The organism is Cellulosimicrobium composti (genome assembly GCF_010287905.1).
Lineage (GTDB): Bacteria > Actinomycetota > Actinomycetes > Actinomycetales > Cellulomonadaceae > Cellulosimicrobium > Cellulosimicrobium composti.
The window spans coordinates 36,188-54,547 of record NZ_JAAFAN010000007.1 but is presented as its reverse complement, the minus strand read 5'-3'; the positions used below and the strand labels follow the sequence as shown (position 1 = coordinate 54,547).

General features: G+C 75.4%; 21 protein-coding genes, 1 tRNA gene and 1 pseudogene. 7 read left to right on the top strand and 16 right to left on the bottom strand.

Annotated elements, in window-relative coordinates:
* Positions 1-87 precede the first annotated feature (87 nt).
* The 10 genes and pseudogenes from GYH36_RS20440 to GYH36_RS03375 form a co-directional block, all read right to left on the bottom strand.
* Positions 88-351 carry a carbohydrate-binding protein gene (locus GYH36_RS20440; RefSeq protein WP_376739801.1) on the bottom strand — a complete coding sequence of 88 codons (264 nt, stop codon included), beginning with the start codon at positions 349-351 and terminating at the stop codon, positions 88-90.
* Positions 340-1,707, bottom strand: a pseudogene (locus GYH36_RS19520) (glycoside hydrolase family 18 protein); the annotation flags it as partial. The pseudogene GYH36_RS19520 and the gene GYH36_RS20440, both read right to left, overlap by 12 nt.
* 239 nt (positions 1,708-1,946) lie before the next feature.
* Positions 1,947-2,387 (bottom strand): D-aminoacyl-tRNA deacylase, encoded by a 441-nt coding sequence (gene dtd / locus GYH36_RS03410; RefSeq protein ID WP_162289107.1) that lies wholly within the window; start codon positions 2,385-2,387, stop codon positions 1,947-1,949.
* Positions 2,384-3,400 (bottom strand): asparaginase, encoded by a 1,017-nt coding sequence (locus GYH36_RS03405; protein ID WP_162289106.1) that lies wholly within the window; start codon positions 3,398-3,400, stop codon positions 2,384-2,386. Before GYH36_RS03405 ends, dtd begins: the two co-directional genes overlap by 4 nt.
* A gap of 8 nt (positions 3,401-3,408) precedes the next feature.
* Entirely contained in the window at positions 3,409-3,744 is a 336-nt protein-coding gene (locus GYH36_RS03400; RefSeq protein WP_312028484.1) for a DUF2516 family protein, read from the bottom strand.
* A 10-nt stretch (positions 3,745-3,754) separates the two neighbouring features.
* Complete coding sequence (locus GYH36_RS03395; protein ID WP_115943234.1) at positions 3,755-4,192, bottom strand: type II toxin-antitoxin system VapC family toxin; 438 nt, start codon at positions 4,190-4,192, stop codon at positions 3,755-3,757.
* Between the two features lie 10 nt (positions 4,193-4,202).
* Entirely contained in the window at positions 4,203-4,517 is a 315-nt protein-coding gene (locus tag GYH36_RS03390) for a type II toxin-antitoxin system Phd/YefM family antitoxin (protein ID WP_155098725.1), read from the bottom strand.
* 100 nt (positions 4,518-4,617) lie between these two features.
* Complete coding sequence (locus tag GYH36_RS03385; protein WP_162289105.1) at positions 4,618-5,766, bottom strand: FUSC family protein; 1,149 nt, start codon at positions 5,764-5,766, stop codon at positions 4,618-4,620.
* On the bottom strand, positions 5,763-6,905 hold the full coding sequence (gene ygfZ, locus GYH36_RS03380; protein ID WP_162289104.1) for a CAF17-like 4Fe-4S cluster assembly/insertion protein YgfZ: 1,143 nt from the start codon (positions 6,903-6,905) through the stop codon (positions 5,763-5,765). Before ygfZ ends, GYH36_RS03385 begins: the two co-directional genes overlap by 4 nt.
* A gap of 65 nt (positions 6,906-6,970) precedes the next feature.
* On the bottom strand, positions 6,971-7,567 hold the full coding sequence (locus tag GYH36_RS03375) for a heme-binding beta-barrel domain-containing protein (RefSeq protein WP_024842267.1): 597 nt from the start codon (positions 7,565-7,567) through the stop codon (positions 6,971-6,973).
* Positions 7,568-7,823: 256 nt separating this feature from the next.
* Here GYH36_RS03375 and GYH36_RS03370 point away from each other — a divergent pair, with 256 nt between their 5' ends.
* Positions 7,824-8,219 (top strand): DsrE family protein, encoded by a 396-nt coding sequence (locus tag GYH36_RS03370; protein WP_231492940.1) that lies wholly within the window; start codon positions 7,824-7,826, stop codon positions 8,217-8,219.
* Positions 8,220-8,271: 52 nt separating this feature from the next.
* Here GYH36_RS03370 and GYH36_RS03365 read toward each other — a convergent pair whose 3' ends face one another.
* Genes GYH36_RS03365 through GYH36_RS03355 form a run of 3 tightly spaced genes read right to left on the bottom strand, consistent with a single transcriptional unit; the run spans position 8,272 to position 9,993 of the window.
* Complete coding sequence (locus tag GYH36_RS03365) at positions 8,272-8,751, bottom strand: DUF4395 domain-containing protein (protein ID WP_162289103.1); 480 nt, start codon at positions 8,749-8,751, stop codon at positions 8,272-8,274.
* Positions 8,752-8,791: 40 nt separating this feature from the next.
* Complete coding sequence (locus GYH36_RS03360; RefSeq protein ID WP_024842264.1) at positions 8,792-9,262, bottom strand: thioredoxin family protein; 471 nt, start codon at positions 9,260-9,262, stop codon at positions 8,792-8,794.
* Complete coding sequence (locus tag GYH36_RS03355; RefSeq protein WP_115943236.1) at positions 9,259-9,993, bottom strand: hypothetical protein; 735 nt, start codon at positions 9,991-9,993, stop codon at positions 9,259-9,261. The genes GYH36_RS03360 and GYH36_RS03355 overlap by 4 nt, the downstream gene beginning before the upstream one ends.
* 328 nt (positions 9,994-10,321) lie before the next feature.
* On the opposite strand from GYH36_RS03355, the gene GYH36_RS19200 reads away from it, so the two are divergent.
* Complete coding sequence (locus tag GYH36_RS19200; RefSeq protein ID WP_246209152.1) at positions 10,322-11,092, top strand: winged helix-turn-helix transcriptional regulator; 771 nt, start codon at positions 10,322-10,324, stop codon at positions 11,090-11,092.
* Positions 11,089-12,027: an alpha/beta fold hydrolase gene (locus tag GYH36_RS19195; RefSeq protein ID WP_024842261.1), complete on the top strand. Its 939-nt coding sequence runs from the start codon at positions 11,089-11,091 to the stop codon at positions 12,025-12,027. Before GYH36_RS19200 ends, GYH36_RS19195 begins: the two co-directional genes overlap by 4 nt.
* A 9-nt stretch (positions 12,028-12,036) precedes the next feature.
* Here the strand turns inward: GYH36_RS19195 and nth are convergent, their stop codons facing one another.
* The gene (gene nth, locus GYH36_RS03345; RefSeq protein WP_034605630.1) at positions 12,037-12,756 is read right to left on the bottom strand and encodes an endonuclease III; all 720 of its coding nucleotides are present in this window, start codon (positions 12,754-12,756) and stop codon (positions 12,037-12,039) included.
* Positions 12,757-12,854: 98 nt separating this feature from the next.
* Here nth and GYH36_RS03340 point away from each other — a divergent pair, with 98 nt between their 5' ends.
* Positions 12,855-13,532, top strand: coding sequence for a Crp/Fnr family transcriptional regulator (locus tag GYH36_RS03340; RefSeq protein WP_162289102.1), 678 nt, complete (start codon positions 12,855-12,857; stop codon positions 13,530-13,532).
* 188 nt (positions 13,533-13,720) lie between these two features.
* Here GYH36_RS03340 and GYH36_RS03330 read toward each other — a convergent pair whose 3' ends face one another.
* Both GYH36_RS03330 and sp36 read right to left on the bottom strand, forming a co-directional pair.
* The gene (locus GYH36_RS03330) at positions 13,721-14,200 is read right to left on the bottom strand and encodes a RidA family protein (RefSeq protein ID WP_162289101.1); all 480 of its coding nucleotides are present in this window, start codon (positions 14,198-14,200) and stop codon (positions 13,721-13,723) included.
* Positions 14,200-14,364 (bottom strand): Sp36 family protein, encoded by a 165-nt coding sequence (gene sp36, locus GYH36_RS03325; RefSeq protein WP_115943240.1) that lies wholly within the window; start codon positions 14,362-14,364, stop codon positions 14,200-14,202. The genes GYH36_RS03330 and sp36 overlap by 1 nt, the downstream gene beginning before the upstream one ends.
* A gap of 149 nt (positions 14,365-14,513) precedes the next feature.
* Here sp36 and GYH36_RS03320 point away from each other — a divergent pair, with 149 nt between their 5' ends.
* The 3 genes from GYH36_RS03320 (at position 14,514) to GYH36_RS03310 (ending at position 18,086) form a co-directional block, all read left to right on the top strand.
* On the top strand, positions 14,514-16,880 hold the full coding sequence (locus tag GYH36_RS03320) for a transglycosylase domain-containing protein (protein ID WP_162289100.1): 2,367 nt from the start codon (positions 14,514-14,516) through the stop codon (positions 16,878-16,880).
* Positions 16,877-17,818 (top strand): metallophosphoesterase, encoded by a 942-nt coding sequence (locus GYH36_RS03315; RefSeq protein WP_162289130.1) that lies wholly within the window; start codon positions 16,877-16,879, stop codon positions 17,816-17,818. Before GYH36_RS03320 ends, GYH36_RS03315 begins: the two co-directional genes overlap by 4 nt.
* Before the next feature lie 191 nt (positions 17,819-18,009).
* Positions 18,010-18,086 (top strand) — tRNA-Pro (locus tag GYH36_RS03310).
* Positions 18,087-18,360: the final 274 nt, after the last annotated feature.

The window sequence follows — 18,360 nt, the reverse complement described above, 5'->3', positions numbered from 1 at the left end:
ACCCGGCACCGCGCACCCAGCGGGCGGTGCCGGGCCGACGGGCCCTTCGTGCGGCGCGCGCCCCCAGGGCGCGCCGAACGGCTCACGTCACGCGCACGTGCCGACCACGCGCCACGACGGGTACCAGGACTCGGCCCCGGGGACGTTCGTCCGGACCCACCACGCGGCGCGGTAGTTCACGCCCTCGTGCGAGACGACGCGCCCGGCGGGGTACGACGTGTCGCGGTCCCAGGCCGGGAAGCACGCGCCCGGCGCGTCCGGGTCCACCGGGCCCGTCTGCGCGGCGCGGTACACGCCGGCCGCCGTCCCGACGAGCTCGTCCTCGAAGTCGCCCGCGAGGTCCCAGAACATCGAGCCGCCGAGCCCCTTCTCGGCGATCCACGACGCCTTGTGCGCGACGGCGCGCGGCGTGTCGACGCTCCACCACTGGTCGCCGTCGTAGCGCCACGACGCACCGCTGGCCTCGTCGAAGTACTCGGTCCCGTGGTCGCGGAGCTCGAAGTGCTGCTTGTTCCCGGCCTCGTACGTGCCGGGCGCGACGCCCGCGGCGGGCTGCCACGCGCCGTCGGTCTCGCCGGCCTCGACGCCGGACCAGCCGCGGCCGAACGCCGGGATGCCGAGCGTGAGCTGGGCCGGGTCAACGCCCCGCGACAGGTAGAGGTCGATGCCGTCCTCGAGCGAGATCGTGCCCGGCTGCGTCGTGTCGTGGAAGTTCGCCTGGTGCCCCGCGAGGTGGGGCGACCAGCCGCCGTGCAGGTCGTAGCCCTGCATGTTGCCGTAGTCGAGGTAGTCGAAGATCGTCGGGGCGTCCCAGCCGGCGTCCACCACGGTCGGGCTGACCGGGATGTACGCGGACAGCAGGTAGTCCTAGCCCTGCGCCGCGCCGCGCTCGTCGAGCTGCCTGCGGAACTCCGCGAGCAGGGCCGTGAAGTTCGCCTTGTCGTTGACCGGGTCGACGTGGTTCTCCGGGTGCTGCGACCAGTCGGGCGCGCCGGGCCACTCCCAGTCCACGTCGATGCCGTCGAACAGGCCCGCGGCAGCGCCGGGGCCGCCGCGACCGTCGATCTCGGGCAGGTTGCCGTCGATGTAGAGGTCGAGGCACGACGCGACGAACCTCTCACGGCTCTCGGGCGTCGCCGCGGCCTTCGAGAAGTACTTCGACCACGTCCAGCCGCCGAGCGACATGAGGACCTTCGTGCCCGGGTACTGCTCCTTGAGCTTGCGGAGCTGGTTGAAGTTCCCGGCGAGCGCCTGGCCGGGCGCGTCGGCGACGCCGTCCACGGAGTCCTCGGCGCTCACGGCGCGCACGAAGTCCGCCTGGGCGTCACCCGCGCCGTCGTTGCCGCCCGGCTCGGGCGTGCTCGGCGCGTCGGCGAGGAAGCACGTGAGGTCGGTCGGGTGGATGTTGCCGAAGGCGTAGTTGACGTGGGTGACCTGCTCGGCCTGGCCGGAGACCACGAGGTCCTTGACGGTGTACCCGTAGTTCTCCGGCGCCCAGGACATGAAGTAGCCGACGTTGCGGTACCCGTTGATCGCCGCGTCGCCGTTGGGCGACGCGGTGGCGGTCGCCGTCGCGACGTCGGGGGTCGCGGCCGCGGTCGTCGCGGCGGCGACGCTCCCGGTCGCCACGAGCGCGAGCGCGGCGAGAGCGGCGGCGGCACGCGTCGGGCGTGCGCGCCGCGGGCTGGAGGAGCGAGGAACGTGCATCGAGGTCCTCTCGTGAGGCAGGGGCCGGTCGCCGCCCCCAACGGGCGTGCGGGGGCCCGGACGTCGTGGTCCGGGGCCGTGCGACCGGTGCTGACGGGAGCGACCGTAACCGCGCGACGACCGGTCCGGACCTACGCGTTCTCCACAGACTTCTCCCACCGGACAGCCTCCGCGTCCGGGGAGTTTCGTACGTACGGCACCTACGGGTTCGCTACGGGATCACCCGGACCTCGGGGCGATCAGGCCTCCAGGATCAGGGTGACCGGGCCGTCGTTGACGAGGTCGACCGCCATGTGCGCGCCGAAGCGCCCGGTGGCGACCTCGATCCCCCGCTCGCGCAGCCGCGCGACGACCGCGTCCACGAGCGGCTCCGCGACCGGGCCGGGCGCCGCGCCGTTCCACGACGGCCGCCGTCCCTTGCGCGTGTCCGCGTAGAGCGTGAACTGGCTGACGACGAGCACCGGCGCGACCTCGTCCAGGACCGACCGCTCCCCCGCGAGGATCCGGAGCTCGGCGATCTTGCGTGCGATCGTCTCGACCTGCGCGTCGCCGTCGTCGTGCGTGACGCCGACGAGCGCGAGGAGACCCGGCCGGTCGATCGCACCGACGACCTCCGCGCTGCCGTCCTCGCCGACGACGCTCACGCTCGCGCGCGTCACGCGCTGCACGACGGCCCTCACGGGTGTCCCTCCGCGCCGTCCAGCACCGCGCGCACCGCCCCGACGGGCCGACCCGCGCCCAGCACCGGGGCGTCGCCCAGCGCGGCGAGCGCGACGTCGTCGGCCCCGTCCACGTCGAGGGCCCCGAGCCGGCGCAGCGCCTCCGCCAGCACCGGCGGCCGGGGGCGCGACGCGCCGTCGAGCACCTTGAACGCGAGCGACCGGCCGTCGGGCAGCCCCGCGCCGTACACGCCGTCGGCGCCGTCCTTCGCCACGAGCCCCGGCACGGCGCGCATCGCGAGCGTCGCGTCACGTCCCGTGCCGCCGACCATCTCCGGGAACGCCGCCATCGCGCGCGCGACCTGCGCCTCGGGCGAGCGCGGGTCGCGCTCGGGCGCCGCGGCGAGCCGGCCGAACGCGCGGGCCAGCCCGCGCACGGTCGTCGAGAAGAGCGGCGCGCCGCAGCCGTCGACCGTCACGTGCTCGACGGCCTGGCCCGTCGCCTCCGCGACGGCCTCGCGGACCGCGACCTGCAGCGGGTGGTCGGCCTCCAGGTAGCCGGTCGTGCCCCAGCCCACCGCGACGCACGTCGCGAGCATCGCCGCGTGCTTGCCCGAGCAGTTCTGCGTGATCGACGACGGCCCGTTCCCCTCGACCTGCCACGCGAACGCGGCGGGCGGGTGCAGCGGCATGTCCGGGGTGTTGCGCAGCGCGGACTCGTCGAGGCCCGCGCTCGCGAGGATCTCGCGCACGCCCGCGAGGTGCTCGCGCTCCCCGTTGTGGCTCGCGGCGGCGAGCGCGAGCAGGCGCGGCGGGAGCACGAGGCCGTGCCGCAGCATCGCGACCGCCTGGAACGGCTTGACGCTCGACCGCGGCCAGATCACCGCGTCGGGGTCGCCGCGCTCGAGGAGGGGGGTCCCGTCCGCGTCGAGGAGCACGAGGTGACCCGTGTGGACCGACTCGACGACGTCGCCGCGCACGACCTGGGCGAGCGGCTCGGCGCCGCGCTCGACCCCCTCGCGGACCGACGTCACGCGCGCGCTCACCAGCCGCCCGGGCGGCCGGACGACCCGTTGCCCCGGCCGTTGCCGTACGGCTGCAGGCGCGGGCGCACGTCCACGAGGTAGACGATCGCCGCGACGACGGCGACGAGGCCGAGGAACCCGAGGTTGGGCCCGCCGATCGGCAGCGACAGGAACCCGAGCGCCGCCGCGACCGCGAGGATCGCGAGCCAGATCGGCTTCGTGAGCTTGCCCTCGGCCGTGAACGCCCCCGCCGGACGGCGGATCGCGTCGACGAGCGCGAAGAGCTGCGTGCCGAACACGACGAGCGTGAGGGCGAGGTAGACGATCCACTGCAGCGACCCGATGATTCCCACGGGCACGAGCCTACGGTCTGGCCAGGGGCCACGGCACCACGCGCAGGCCCGCCGCGCGGGCGGCGGTCACCACGTGCGGGTCCCAGGCGGCGACGAGCGTGTCGTCGTGCGCGACGGCGAGCGCGCTCGCCACGTGCAGCGCGTCGTTGCTCCGCAGCGCGCCGGACGCGGCGAGGCGGGCCGCGCGGTCGACGACGTCCGCGGAGACCTCGACCACGTGCAGCGCGGGGCGCAGCGCGTCCCACGTGGCGAGCGCCCGCGCGTGACCGGGGCCGTCGACGACCCCGGCCCGCGCCCCCGCCGCGAGGGCGGCACGCAGCTCGACGTCGGCGACGCGGCTCGTCACGACGACGTCCGCGCGGTTCCACAGGCGGCTCGCGAGCGCCGAGCCCGCCTCGGGGACGCAGAGCTTCACGAGCGCGCTCGCGTCGAAGTAGACCAGGGCCATCGGCGGGCCCTCAGCGCCGGATGCGGCGCACGAGCGCCGCGACGCCGCCGCGGGAGGCGCGCGACCCGTCGGTCGACCGCGCGCCGTCGGGGGCGCTCGCCCGGGCGACGTCCGCGGCGGCGGGGACCGCGTGGACGGGCCGTTCTCCCGCCGGCGGCACGAGCACGCCGTCACGCACGAGCTCGGTGACGAGGTCCGCCGTCGCGACGCCCGTCAGCCGCGCCACGGGGACGCCGCGCTCCGTGATGACGACCTCCTCGCCCTCCCTGGCCCGCTCGATCCACGACTTGAGCTCGGCGCGCAGGGCGCTGACGGGGACCTCCATGCCCCGACCGTACCGGCCCGGGGCGCCGCTGTGCAGGGTGAAGATCGTCCGGTTTCGCACCGGACGGGCGCGGCGTCCGCGGCGGCACCGCGCGGGCGCGTCAGAGCTCGGGGAGCGCGGCGCGCGCCTGCTCCGGCGTGGCGCCCGCCGCCTCCAGGAGGTCGACGACCGGGGAGCGCACGAGCAGGACGAGCGACTGCACCTGCCAGTCGCCGGCGCCGAGCACGTGCGGGTCCGCGGCGCGCGCGACCTCGAGCAGCACCTCGCGCGTGACGGCCGGGTCCCGGCCCGACCCGACGGCCTCCGCGAGCACGTGGACGCCCGCGCCGAGGCGGGCCACGAGGTCGGCGAGCGCGGACAGGTCGCGCTCCTCGGGCCCGGTCGCGACCGGCACGCAACGGCGCGCGAGGACCCGCACGCTGCGCATCGCGCGGTCCGCGAGCACGGCCTGCCGCTCGAGCACGCCCAGCTCCTCCCGGTGGCGGAGCCCGGCGGCGCTGACGCGCGCGAGCTCGCGCGCCGACGACGCGGACGACTGCCACTCCTCGAGCGCACCTTCGGACGCACGGCCCTTGACGAGCGCCGCGTCGAGGTCGCCGCGCTCGCGCGAGCGCAGCCCGCGCGCGAGCACGTCGAGCACCTCGGCGAGCTCCGTCATGGCCTCCGCGCCGAGCAGGCGCGGCCGACGGCGCGGGTCGCCGGGCGTGAGGGCCGCGACCGCGAACGCGACCGCGCCGCCCACGAGCGCGTCCGTCCAGCGGCCCAGCGGCCCGCCGGACTGCGCGACGGGCAGCGCGACGATGACGATGGCCTGCACGCCCGCCTGCGTCGTGAGCATCGCGCCGCGGTCGATGAACCGCGCCGCGAGCGCGGAGACCGCGACGACGACGGCGATCTGCCACCAGCCGGAGCCGATCGCGTGGACGACGACGTCGCCGAGGCCGACGCCGATCGCGACGCCCACCGCGACCTCGGCGACGCGGCGCAGCTGCCGGTCGGGGCTGAACCCCAGGCAGATCCACGCCGCGACCGGGGCGAAGAACGGGGCGGCATGCCCGAGCCCGTACCTCGCGATCCCGTAGGCGATGCCGGCCGCGGCGGCCGCCAGGAGGACGGGGACGAGCGCGGCGCGCACACGAGAGCCGCCCTGGCGCACGCGCGCACGCAGCAGCAGCCGGCGCCACGCCGTCCGGGCGACGTCGACCGCACCGGGGCCGACCGCCGGACCGTGCGCCGACCCGGACGTCACAGCATGCTCGTCGGCGCGCCCTCGCCGCGCGGGGTGATGCCCCGGGCGACGGGGCCCCGCGGCGCGGGACGGTCCGCCGAGACGCCCTCCCCGGGCACGACGACCTCCTGGGCGGCGGAGATCGCACCGCCGTCGCAGTCGACGAGCAGCTCCGCGTCCTCGGGCACGCTCCGCTTGAGCACGGCGAGCGCGATCGGCCCGAGCTCGTGGTGGCGCGCGACCGACGTCACGGTCCCCACGGCGCGGCCGTCGAGCGTCACCTCGGCGCCGGCCACCGGCAGCAGGTGCCCGGACCCGTCGAGGTGCAGCATGACGACCCGGCGCGGCGGGCGGCCGAGGTTGTGCACGCGCGCGATGGTCTCCTGCCCGCGGTAGCAGCCCTTGTGCAGGTGGACCGCCGTGCGCAGCCAGTCGGTCTCGTGCGGGATCGAGCGGTGGTCGACCTCGGACGCGAGGCGCGGGCGCCACGCCTCCACGCGCGCGGCCTCGCTCGCCCACGTGCCCACGAGCCGCCACCCGGCGCCCTCGCGCGCGGCGACGGCGTCGGCCAGCTGGTCGCGCGGCACGAGCACGAGGCGCCACGGGCGCTCGCGCCCGGGGTGCTCGTCCTCCGGCGGCCCGTAGCGCGTCCCGCCGCCGGTGACGCGCGGCCAGGGGTCGCGCCACGTCACGGGCTCGCCCTCGGCCCCCTCGGCGTCGACCGGCTCGCCCAGCGCGGCCCAGTCGTCGGTCGCGTCGGCGATCTCGACGCGCAGCATGAACTTCATGCGGTCGAGCCACGCGGCGAGGTCGGCGGCGTGCGAGCGCTCGGTGACGAGCCACGTCGTCGAGCCGTCGTCGACGACGGCCGCGGCGTGCTCGACGTGTCCCTGCGGCGACAGCACGAGGAGCTCCGTCGACGTGCGCGGGGCGAGGGCCGTGAGGTCCTGCGACGTGATGGAGTGCAGCCAGCTCAGGCGGTCCGGACCCGTGACGGTCACGACGCCGAGGTGCGACTGGTCGACGACGGCGCCGCCCGTCCGCAGGGCGCGCTGCTCGCCCGTGGGGTCGCCGTAGTGCCACGCGACGCCCTCGTCGGGGCCCGTCGCGGGGACGGCGCCGTGGCGGGACAGGAGCGGGCTGGTGTAACCGGTGGTCACGGGTGGTCCTCCTTCGTCGGCGCGTCCGGGTCCGGCGGGCCTCTCCCGGCCCGCGCGGTCCGTCGTCAGGCCGTCGGGCGCCGGCTCAGCTTCGCGGACGCGTACGACTGCAACGGCTCACCGAAGGCCGCCAATTCCCACACCCACAGGAGCTGGCCCTCGACGTACCCGTAGAGGCGCTTCGACGCCGTGACCTCCGACGCGGTGGACGTGCGCGCGATGAGGTCGCTCGCGAGGTCCACCCGGCCGTTGCCGACCGCGCCGAGGTACACCGACACGCGGCCTGCGGGGTCGGCGATCAGCACCTCGAGGGGGTGACGGTCGTCCTCGAGCCCCTCGGGCCGGTCCGTCGAGACGCGCCAGTAGCCGGTCTCGGTCGACCAGACCGGCGCGTCGGCCGCGGCGGCGTCCAGCGTCGCCGCGTCCCGCTCGGGCCACTCCCCCTCGTCGGGGACGGTCTCCGGGACGTCGGCCTCGAGGACCCGCAACGTCGAGCGGTAGCGCAGGTAGGGGCCGCCGTCGTGGTCGAACTCGACGTCGTGGACGAACGGCGTCTCCTCGACGCCCGGGTACTTGACGACCCCCTCGCCGCGCCAGCTCCCGACGAGCCAGGCGAGCGGGTAGACCTCGGGCGCGAGGCCCTCGGGGAACTCGAACGGCATCAGCGACCACCTCTCGGAGTCGGGCGACGCGACGAGCCCGGGCGGGGCAGCGCCCCGCGCGGGGTCAGCGCTGGCCCTTGTAGAGCTTGTAGACGACGTACCCCGCGAACCACGTGATGGTGACGGTCGCCGCGATGAGCAGGCCGAGGAAGATCAGCTCGAGAGTGTGCGGACTCATGCCGCCGATCCTACCGGCCGGCCGGGGCGCGCACGCCGCGGCCGCCGGGCGCCCGTCGCGCGGCGCTACGCTCGGCGCGTGACCGACGTCGTGGACCCCCGCGTGACCGCCCGCCCCCGCTCGCTCGTCGTCAAGGCGACGTCCGGGCTCGACCGGCCCGAGGCCGCGAACCAGGCGTTCACCGTCGCGGCGGCCGCGGTCGCGGCGGGCGTCGAGGTGAGCGTGTGGCTCACGGGCGAGGCCGCCTGGTTCGGTGTGCCGGGCCGCGCGGCCGAGCTCGAGCTCGAGCACGCGGCCCCGCTGCCCGACCTCCTGGACGCCGTGCTCGCGGCCGGGACGCTCACGGTGTGCACGCAGTGCGCCGCACGGCGCGGCATCACGGCGGACGACGTGCTGCCCGGCGTGCGGATCGCGGGCGCGGCCGTGTTCGTCGAGGAGGCGCTGCGCGAGGGCGCGCAGGCGCTCGTCTACTGACCGGCCCTCGCTGACCGGGCGCCTCTGCCCGACCGCCGACCGGCCGTGCGCGTCAGCGCGCGGGGGCGACCCGGCGCAGGAGCAGGTAGAGCTCGCAGCCGAGGCACAGCCCGAACGCGGCGTTGAGCACGGCGGCGACGAGCGCCAGCACGGCCGCGACCGGCACCGCCGCCGCGACGCCCAGCAGGCCCAGCACCACGCCCGCGCCGGTGATGACGAGGCCCACGGCCTGCGCGAAGCGCGGCGGGCGCGGGTCCTCGCGCTCCGCCGTCGGGCCGATGCGCGGGAGGAGGACCGTCCGGTAGACCCACGCCTGCCACGTGCCCTGGGCGCCGCGCACGGCACCGAGCAGGAAGCTCGCGGCGACGACCGCGAGGAGCACGAGCGCGGCGGTCGACGTCCACAGCAGGATGACGACCGCGAGCAGGAGCGCCGTGATGCCCGCGCCCGCGCGCGGACCGCGCGGGTCGATGCCGGCGGGCGCGTCGCCCGGTCCGGCGGCGGTCTCCGGGCGGCCTGCCTCGTCGCTCATGCGGTCTCCTCGGGTCGGCGCCGTCGGGGGACGGCTGCGGTCAGGCGCGCACGCCCGCCGGGACCGTCTCCGGGCCCTCGCCCACGGCGAGCGCCGCGAGCGCCTGGGCGCGGTTCATCCCCCCGCTCGCGCGGGCGACCTCACGGCCCCGCGCGTCGAGCACGAGGACGGTCGGCGTGCGCAGTATGCCGAATGCTCGCACCAGGTCGAGGTGGTCGTCGACGTCCATCTCACGATGCGTCACGTCGGGGTGCGACGCGCTCACCTCGCCGAGCACGCGGGCCGTGGCGCGGCACGGCGCGCACAGCTCCGCCGAGAACTGGACGAACGTGCGGCGCTCGCCGAGGTCGACGCCGTGCGCCGCCCAGTCGACGACGGCGCCCGCGGCGTCGTCCGGCTCGCCGCGCGCGGAGCGGACGACGCCCTGGCGGCGCCGCCACCACGCGCCGAGCACGACGGTCGCGAGCAGCGTCGCGAGCAGGAGGAGCGCGGGGAGCGCGACCCGCGTCATCCCACGATCACCCGCCCCACGACGAAGATCAGCGTCCCGCCGACGGCGACGGGCAGCGCGGTGGCCGAGAACGCGCCGAGCCGGCCGCGCAGCTCGGGGAGCTGGTCGAACAGCGCGTGCAGCGACGCGACGAGGAGGCCCGCGACGACGCCCGACCACACGCCGCTGAGCAGGTCGAGGTCCGGCATCACGTAGCCGACGGCCCCGCCCGCGACGACGGCGAGACCGAGCGTGAGCGCGGCGTTCGTCCACCCGCCGAGCGGCAGGGCCGACACCGCGGACGCCACGGCGAGCGCGACCGCGCACGTGACGACGAGGGACTCGCCGGCGTCCGTGCGGCCGGTCGCGATCCAGCCCGCGCACGACACCGCGACGACGATCCCGCTCACCGTGCCGATCAGCGACTCGACGAGGCGCGGGCGCCCGTCGCGCCGCAGGAGCTCGGCGACGAACGCGAGGACCACGGCGAGCGCGAGCACGACGGGCAGGTGGCGCAGCGCGGGCTCGCCGTGCGTCGCGGCGGTCGCACCGACGGCACCGAGACCGGCGATCGCGACGACGACGCGCGTCCCGCCGTGGACGGGCACGTCGAGGAGCCGCGGCCACCCGATCGCGACGACCAGCGCGAGCGCGCCCGACGCCGCGGCGAGCGCGAGGGGTCCGAAGAAGGCGGCGACGGCGACGCCCGCCGCGAGGCATGCCGTGACCACGGCACGGGTCGAGAGGTCCACGCGGTCAGCGCCCCGTTCGGGGGTCGCGGTGGGGCGTCGGGTCGTGCAGCACGCCTCAGAGTGTCGCAGAGTCTCGCGCGGGGCCGCTCCCCGGTCAGGGTCCGCGGGCCCGCCGAGGGCGGTGGGACGCGCGGCGCGCGGCGCCACCTCGCGCCGGCCGTGAGACGTTCGGCCACGGCGCGCCCGGCACGCGATACGGTAACCATCCACGGGCCGAGACCGTGGCCGATGTCGTGGCGAGCCCCCGCAGAGGCCCCGTCCGGCCCGGTCGCCACGCGTCGACGCCCCGGGCGCCGCCCGCGCCCCGCGACCCGGAAGGAGGTGCCGGATGGCCGACCTGCTCATCCTCACCCCCGCGACAGGCGGTTCCGTCGAGGTGCTGCCCGCTCTCGGCCTGCTCTCGCACCGGATCCGGGTCCTGCCCATGGAGCCCTCGGCCCTCGTCGACGCGCCGGACTCCGACGTCGTGCTGCTCGACGCGCGGCGCGACCTCGTCGCGGCCCGCACCACGTGCCGTCTCCTGCACGCGACCGGCCTGACCGTCCCGCTCGTGCTCGTCCTCACCGAGGGCGGGCTCACCGTCGTCACCGCGGAGTGGGGCGCGGACGACCTGCTGCTCGAGGGCGCCGGCCCCGCGGAGGTCGAGGCCCGCCTGCGGCTCGTCGTCGAGCGCTCGGCGCGCGGCCCCGCGGACGACGGCCCGCAGGAGATCGCGGCCGGCGAGCTCGCGATCGACGCGAGCGGCTACACCGCGCGCCTGCGCGGGCGGCCCATCGACCTCACGTACAAGGAGTTCGAGCTCCTCAAGTACCTCGTCCAGCACCCGGGCCGCGTGTTCACGCGCGCCCAGCTCCTCCAGGAGGTCTGGGGCTACGACTACTACGGCGGCACCCGCACGGTCGACGTCCACGTGCGCCGCCTGCGCGCGAAGCTCGGGCCCGAGCACGAGCAGCTCATCGGGACCGTGCGCAACGTCGGGTACCGCTTCGACCCGCCCAAGGACCGTCGCCCGGCCGACGAGGCGGCCCAGGCCGACGCCGGGTCGGCAGGCTCGTCCGCCGACGGCAGCACGGGGACACCGGTAGGTTCGTCCGGGTGACGCACGACCCCTCCGACTTCACCTCCGCCCTGCCCGACGGGCCGTGGCGGCACGAGTTCATCCCGGCCAACGGCGCGCGCTTCCACGTGGCCCTCGCGGGGCCCGAGGACCGGGGCGTGCGCGACCCGGGCCCGCCGCTCGTCGTGCTGCTCCACTCGTTCCCGCAGTTCTGGTGGGCGTGGCGCCACCAGGTCGAGCCGCTCGCCGCGGCCGGCTACCGGGTCGCCGCGATGGACGTGCGCGGCGTCGGCGCGTCCGACAAGCCGCCGATCGGCTACGACGCCCCCACGCGCACGCGCGACATCGCCGGGGTGATCCGCTCGCTTGGGTCCGGGCGCGCCGTCGTCGTCGGGCACGGCACGGGCGGCAGCCTCGCGTGGTCGATGGCCGCGCTCCAGCCCGCCGTCACGGCGGGCGTGGCCGCGTTCTCCGCACCCCACCCCGCACGCCTGCACACGTCCGCGCGCCGCCTGCTGACGCCCGCCGCGGCGCGCCAGCTCGCGTTCTACCAGGTGCCGACCCTGCCCGAGCGCGCGCTCGTGCGCGGCGACCTCGTGGCCGAGGTGCTCGCGACGGGCGCCGCGACGCCCTTCGCCCCCGATGTCGTCGACACCTACCGCACCGTCATGCGGATCCCGTTCGCGGCGCACACCGCGATGGAGTCCTTGCGCTGGGCCGTGCGCTCGACGCCCCGGCCGGACGGGCGCCGCTACCTCGCCGCGCTCCGCCGCCCGGTCGACGTGCCCGCGCTCCAGGTCCACGCGGGGCGCGACGGCCTCCTGCGGCGCGATCTCGCCGACGCCGACGGCGCCGCGCTCGCGCGCGACTTCCGCTTCGAGGTGATCGACGACGCCGGGCACTTCCTGCCCGAGGAGGCTCCCGACGCGGTGACGGACCTCCTGCTCGACTGGCTCCCCCGGGTCGTCCAGGGCTGAGGGTCGGGGTCAGCTCGTCTTGACGAGCTTCGCCGCCTTGACCGGGTCGACCTCGCCGACACCGAACGACGGGCACCAGCGCGCGATGCTGCACGCGCCGCACGCAGGCTTGCGCGCGAAGCACACGCGGCGCCCGTGGAAGATCAGCCGGTGCGAGAGCATCGTCCACTCCGACTTCTCGATCAGGCCGCCGACGACCTGCTCGACCTTGACCGGGTCCTCCTCCGTGGTCCAGCCGAGACGGCGCACGAGGCGGCCGAAGTGCGTGTCCACGGTCAGCCCCGGCACGCCGAACGCGTTCCCGAGCACGACGTTCGCCGTCTTGCGGCCCACCCCGGGCAGCGTCACGAGGTCCTCCAGCCGCGGCGGCACCTCGCCGTCGAACCGCTCGACGAGCGCCTGGCCGATCCCGATCACGGACTGCGCCTTCGCGCGGAAGAAGCCCGTGGGGCGCAGGAGCTCCTCGAGCTCGGCACGGTCCGCCCCCGCGTACGCCGCGGCGTCGGGATAGCGCGCGAACAGCGCGGGCGTCGTGAGGTTCACGCGCTTGTCCGTCGTCTGCGCGGACAGGACCGTCGCGATCAGCAGCTCGAGCGGCGTGGTGAAGTCGAGCTCGCAGTGCGCGTCCGGGTACGTCGCCGCGAGCTCGCGGTTGGTGCGGCGCGCGCGGCGGACCAGTGCGAGGTGCGACTCGGGCCGCGGTGCCCGGGCGGGCTCGGTGGTGGTCACGGACCCACCGTAGCGGCCGCCCCCGACACCCGAGTTGCGGCCGTAGGGCAGACTTGTCCTGGACCATTCTTCGAGGACGAGACGATAGGACACCCCGCGTGGACGACGACGTTGTGCTCTCCGCCCCCCTGTTCGCGACCATGGACGCGGACGAGACGCGCACCCTCTTCGAGTCGATGCAGCAGATCGAGCTCTCCCGGGGCGACGTGCTGTTCCGCGAGGGCGAGCCGGGCGACCGCCTCTACGTCATCGCGAGCGGCAAGATCAAGCTGGGCCGCCGCTCCAACGACGGCCGCGAGAACCTCCTGTCGATCCTCGGCCCGGGCGAGATGTTCGGCGAGCTCTCGCTGTTCGACCCTGGCCCCCGCACCGCGACCGCGAGCTCCGTGGCCGACTCCGTGATCTACGAGCTCGGCCACGACCAGCTCGTCGAGTGGATCGAGAAGCACCCGAGCGTCGCCAAGCACCTGCTCAACGCGCTCGCCCGGCGCCTGCGCCGCACGAACGAGACGCTCGCGGACCTCGTCTTCTCCGACGTGCCCGGTCGCGTCGCCAAGGCGCTGCTCGACCTGTCGACCCGCTTCGGCGAGGAGACCGAGGAGGGCATCCGCGTCGCGCACGACCTCACGCAGGAGGAGCTCGCGCAGCTCGTCGGCGCGTCGCGCGAGACCGTGAACAAGGCGCTCGCCGACTTCGCGACGCGCGGCTGGGTCCGCCGCGAGGGCCGCGCGGTCGTCCTGCTCGACCTCGACCGCCTGGAGCGCCGCGCGCGCTGACACCGCCTCGACGACGACGGGGTGGGGGGGGGGGGGGCGGGGGGGGGGGGGGCCCCCCCCCCGGGGGGGGGGGGGGGGGGGGGGCGCGCGCCCCCCGCCCCCCCCCCCCCCCCCCCCCCCGGGCGGGGGGGGGCCCCCCCCCCGCGCCCCCCCCCCCCCCACCCCGTTCTCGTCCGGGACGGGCCGCGCTACGACGCGAGCTCGACGACGATCTCCACCTCGACGGGGGCGTCGAGCGGCAGGACCGCGACGCCGACGGCGCTGCGCGCGTGCACGCCCGCCTCGCCGAGCACGTCGCCGAGCAGCTCGCTCGCGCCGTTGATCACGCCGGGCTGACCGGTGAACGACGGGTCGCTCGCGACGAACCCGACCACCTTGACGACGCGCGCGACCTGGTCGAGGTCGCCGACGACGTCGTGCACCGCCGCGAGGGCGTTGAGCGCGCACTGCCGCGCGAGGCCCGCCGCGACGTCGGGGGCGACGAGCCCCTCGCCCTCGCCGACCTTGCCGGTCGCGGGCAGCGCGCCGTCGACGAACGGGAGCTGGCCCGACGTGTGCACGTACCGGCCCGACCGCAGCGCGGGCACGTAGGCCGCGACGGGCGCCGCGACCGCCGGGAGCTCGAGGCCGAGCTCGGCGAGCCGCGCGGCGACCCTCCCGGAACCCACTACTTCTCCCCGGTCGGGCGCTTCAGGTAGGCGACGAGACCGTTGCCGTCGGGCCCGGTCACCACCTGCACGAGCTCCCAGCCGTCGGCGCCCCACTGGTCGAGGACGGCCTTGGTGTTGTGGATGATGAGGGGGATGGTCGCGTACTCCCACGTGGTTGCCATGGGGCGAGCGTAGTCCGCCGCCGGACCCCGCGCCGCAGCCGGTGGGACCGTCCGGTGGCACGCCGCCTCGGGATGCTCACACAACGTGCACACCCCCACGAGGCGCATCCCCGGGCCCCTCCCAGGGTCGCTCCCGTAGGGTTGTCACCATGGCTTCCCCTGTGCGTCCTCGCGGTCGGCAGATCAACGCGTACCAGCTCGTCGCGCTCCTCCTGGCGTTCGTGCTGGTCTCCGGCGTGGGCGGCGTGCTCGCCGCGGGGCTGTTCGTGCCGTTCGCCGCCGGGGCGAACACCGCGACCGACACCGCGGTCGAGGTGTTCGACGAGCTCCCCGCCGACCTCGAGCCGGGCCCGCTGTCCGAGCAGTCGCGCATCTACGCGAACGACGGCACGACGCGGCTCGCGACGTTCTACACCGAGAACCGCATCGTCGTGCCGCTGGACCAGGTCTCCGACGCGATGAAGAACGCGGTCATCGCGATCGAGGACAAGCGCTTCTGGGAGCACGGCGGGGTCGACGTCGAGGGCATCCCACGCGCGTTCGTCAACAACCTCACGGGCGGCTCCACGCAGGGCGCCTCGACGCTCACGCAGCAGTACGTGAAGAACGTGCTCATCGAGCAGGCGGTGCGCGACGACGACGTCATGGCGCAGCACGAGGCGAAGGCCGACACGCTCGGGCGCAAGGCCCGCGAGGCGAAGCTCGCCATCTCGCTCGAGAAGAAGATGACGAAGGAGGAGATCCTCCAGGGGTACCTCAACATCGCGCAGTTCGGCCGCTCCGTCTACGGCGTCGAGACCGCGGCGCGGCACTACTTCAACACGACCGCGGCCGAGCTCGACTACATCCAGGCCGCGACGATCGCGGGCATCACCAAGGCCCCGGGCAAGTACGACCCGAGCGTCGACCCCGAGCTGGCGCAGTCGCGCCGCAACACCGTGCTCCTCACGATGTACCAGCAGGGGTACATCACCAAGGAGGAGTACGACACGGGCTGGAAGACGCCGATCGGCGACACGCTGAACATCCAGCCGCTCGAGGCGGGCTGCCAGGCCGCCGGCGGCGCCGCGTTCTTCTGCGACTACGTCACCAAGATCATCATGTCCGACCCGGTGTTCGGGGAGACGAAGGCGGACCGCGAGGCGCGTCTGTACCGCGGCGGCCTCGACATCTACACGACGCTCGACCCGGCCATGCAGGCGGCGGCCCAGCAGCACGCGGCCGCGGCCGTCCCGGCCGACGACCCGAGCCGGCTCGAGGACGCGATCGTGTCCGTCGAGCCCGGCACGGGCAAGATCCTCGCGATGGCGCAGAACCGCGCGTACGACGCCACGCAGGACCCGGCGCCCAACACGACGGCCGTGAACTACAGCACCGACGAGGCGCACGGCGGCTCGCGCGGCTTCTCCCCCGGCTCGACGTGGAAGCCGTTCCTCCTCACGCAGTGGCTCAAGGAGGGGCACTCGCTGTACGAGACGGTCAGCGCCAACAAGCGCACGTGGACGCTCGGCCGCGACTTCCACGGCAGCTGCATCCGCTTCGGCGACGAGCAGTGGACGCCGGCGAACTCCGACGGCCCGGGCACCGGCTCGATGTCGGTCCTCAAGGCGACGTACAACTCGGTCAACACCGCGTACACGACCATGGCGAGCAAGCTCGACATGTGCGGCGTCGCCGACACGGCGAAGTCGGCGGGCTTCACGCCGTCGATGATCAAGGACGAGGGCGACGTGCACATCAACCCCTCGATGATCCTCGGCACGCAGAACTCGTCGCCGTTGCACATGGCCGCCGCGTACGCGACGTTCGCCTCGGGCGGCACGTACTGCAAGCCGATCGCGATCACGAAGGTCCTCGACGCCGACGGCCAGGAGCTCCCCGTCCCGTCCGCGGACTGCCGGGAGAACGCCGTCGACCCGGCCATCGCGAACACCGTCACCTACGCGCTGCAGCAGGTGCTCACCCAGGGCTCGGGTCGGGGCAACAGCCTCGCCGACGGCCGTCCCGCGGCCGGCAAGACGGGCACGGCGAACCTCAACAAGCACACCTGGTTCATCGGCTACACGCCGCAGGTGTCGACGGCGGTGTGGATCGGCAACGCGGAGAGCGACGTCGAGATGAGCATGCGCACGACGGGCCGCCCCTTCACGATCAACGGCACGTCCCGCTCGTACTGGTACGGCTCGAGCCTCGCCGCACCGACCTGGCGCGACTACATGAACCAGGTCCTCGCCGGCAAGCCCGCACCCGGCTTCGCCGCCCCGGACTGGAACCGGGTCAACGCGCCCGCCCCGCCGCCGCGCTCGCCCGAGAACCCGGGCGACGGCGGTGGTGACGGCCCGGGCGACGGCGGCGGTCGGGAGAACGGCGGCCCGGGCGGCGGTGGTCCGGGCGGCGGCGGTGACGACGAGGCCGACGGCGGCGGTCGCGGCGACCGTGGCGACCGCGGCGACGGCGGGGGCCGCGACGGTCTCGCCGACTGGCTCGACTCCCTCGGCGCCGGGGGGAACGGCTGAGCGCCGCGGGCGCGCGCCGGGCCCTGCGCGGCCTCGGCGCGCTCGCCGCGGTCGGGGCGGCAGGCGTCGCGTACGCGCACGTCGAGACGAAGCTCTTCACGGTCCGCGAGGCCACCGTCCCGGTCCTGCCGCCCGGGTCGCACGACCTGCGCGTGCTGCACGTGTCGGACCTCCACCTCATCCCGTCCCAGCGGCGCAAGATCGAGTGGGTCCGCTCGCTCGCCGAGCTCGAGCCGGACCTCGTCGTCGACACCGGGGACAACCTCGCGCACGTCGACTCCCTCGCTCCCCTGCTGCACGCGCTCGAGCCGCTGCTCGCGGTCCCCGGCGCCTTCGTCATGGGGTCGAACGACTACTACGCGCCGGTGCCCAAGAACCCCGCGCGCTACCTCCTGCCGGACGCCCGCGTGCCGTTCGCGAGCGAGGCGCGCCTCCTCCCGGCGGGCGAGCTCGCCACCGCGATGCGCGACGCCGGGTGGGTCGACCTCACGAACCGTCGTGACGCGCTGCGCGTGGGCGGTGTCCGCCTCGACCTCGTCGGCGTGGACGACCCGCACCTCGACCGGGACGTGTTCCCCGCCCCTGAGCCCGCGGGCTCGGCCACGGACGAGCCCGTGCTCCGCGTCGGCGTCACCCACGCGCCCTACCGACGCGTGCTGGACTCCATGCACGACGACGGCGCGGACCTCGTCCTCGCGGGCCACACCCACGGCGGCCAGCTCTGCGTGCCCGGCTTCGGCGCGCTCGTGACGAACTGCGACATCGACCGCCGCCGCGCGAAGGGCCTGCACGGCTGGCCCGGCGCCCGCCCCGACGCCCCGGGCGGCGACGCGTCGACGTGGCTGCACGTCTCCGCCGGCGCCGGGACGTCGCCGTACGCGCAGGTGCGGTTCGCCTGCCGGCCCGAGGCCACGCTGCTCACGCTCACGGCGTGCTGAGCCTCGCGGCGTGCCCGCGTCGTTCGGCCCGCGTCGGACGGCCCGCGACGGGCGGATCGGCGCCGCGGACGCGGGTGTCGCCGGGGTCACGCGGATCGAGTTTCGTCGCACGGCACTTCGTCGGCTATTCTGGGCAGGCTTCCGACGCGGAAGACGAGGTCTACTCGTCGACCACCAGCGGACGGAGCAACCGGGGTGTGGCGCAGCTTGGTAGCGCGCTTCGTTCGGGACGAAGAGGTCGCAGGTTCAAATCCTGTCACCCCGACCAGCCGAAAGGCCCTCTGACCAGCGGAAACGCTGGCGTCGGAGGGCCTTTCGCTTTGCCTCGAGCGCCACGCGACCGGGGTGCTTCATTAACTGCTTCATTACGCCCCTGGACCCCGGCGCGTCTTGACGGTCTGCGGCGGACCGCTGGCGCGAGTTGGAGCATCCTCACCTCCAGGCAACGAGGGCTCGATCGTCCGCGACGATCGAGCCCTCATCCCCGGATGCTACGTCTGTCACCCGCCATCGTCCGCCTGCCGTAACTGGCCGTTCCCCGG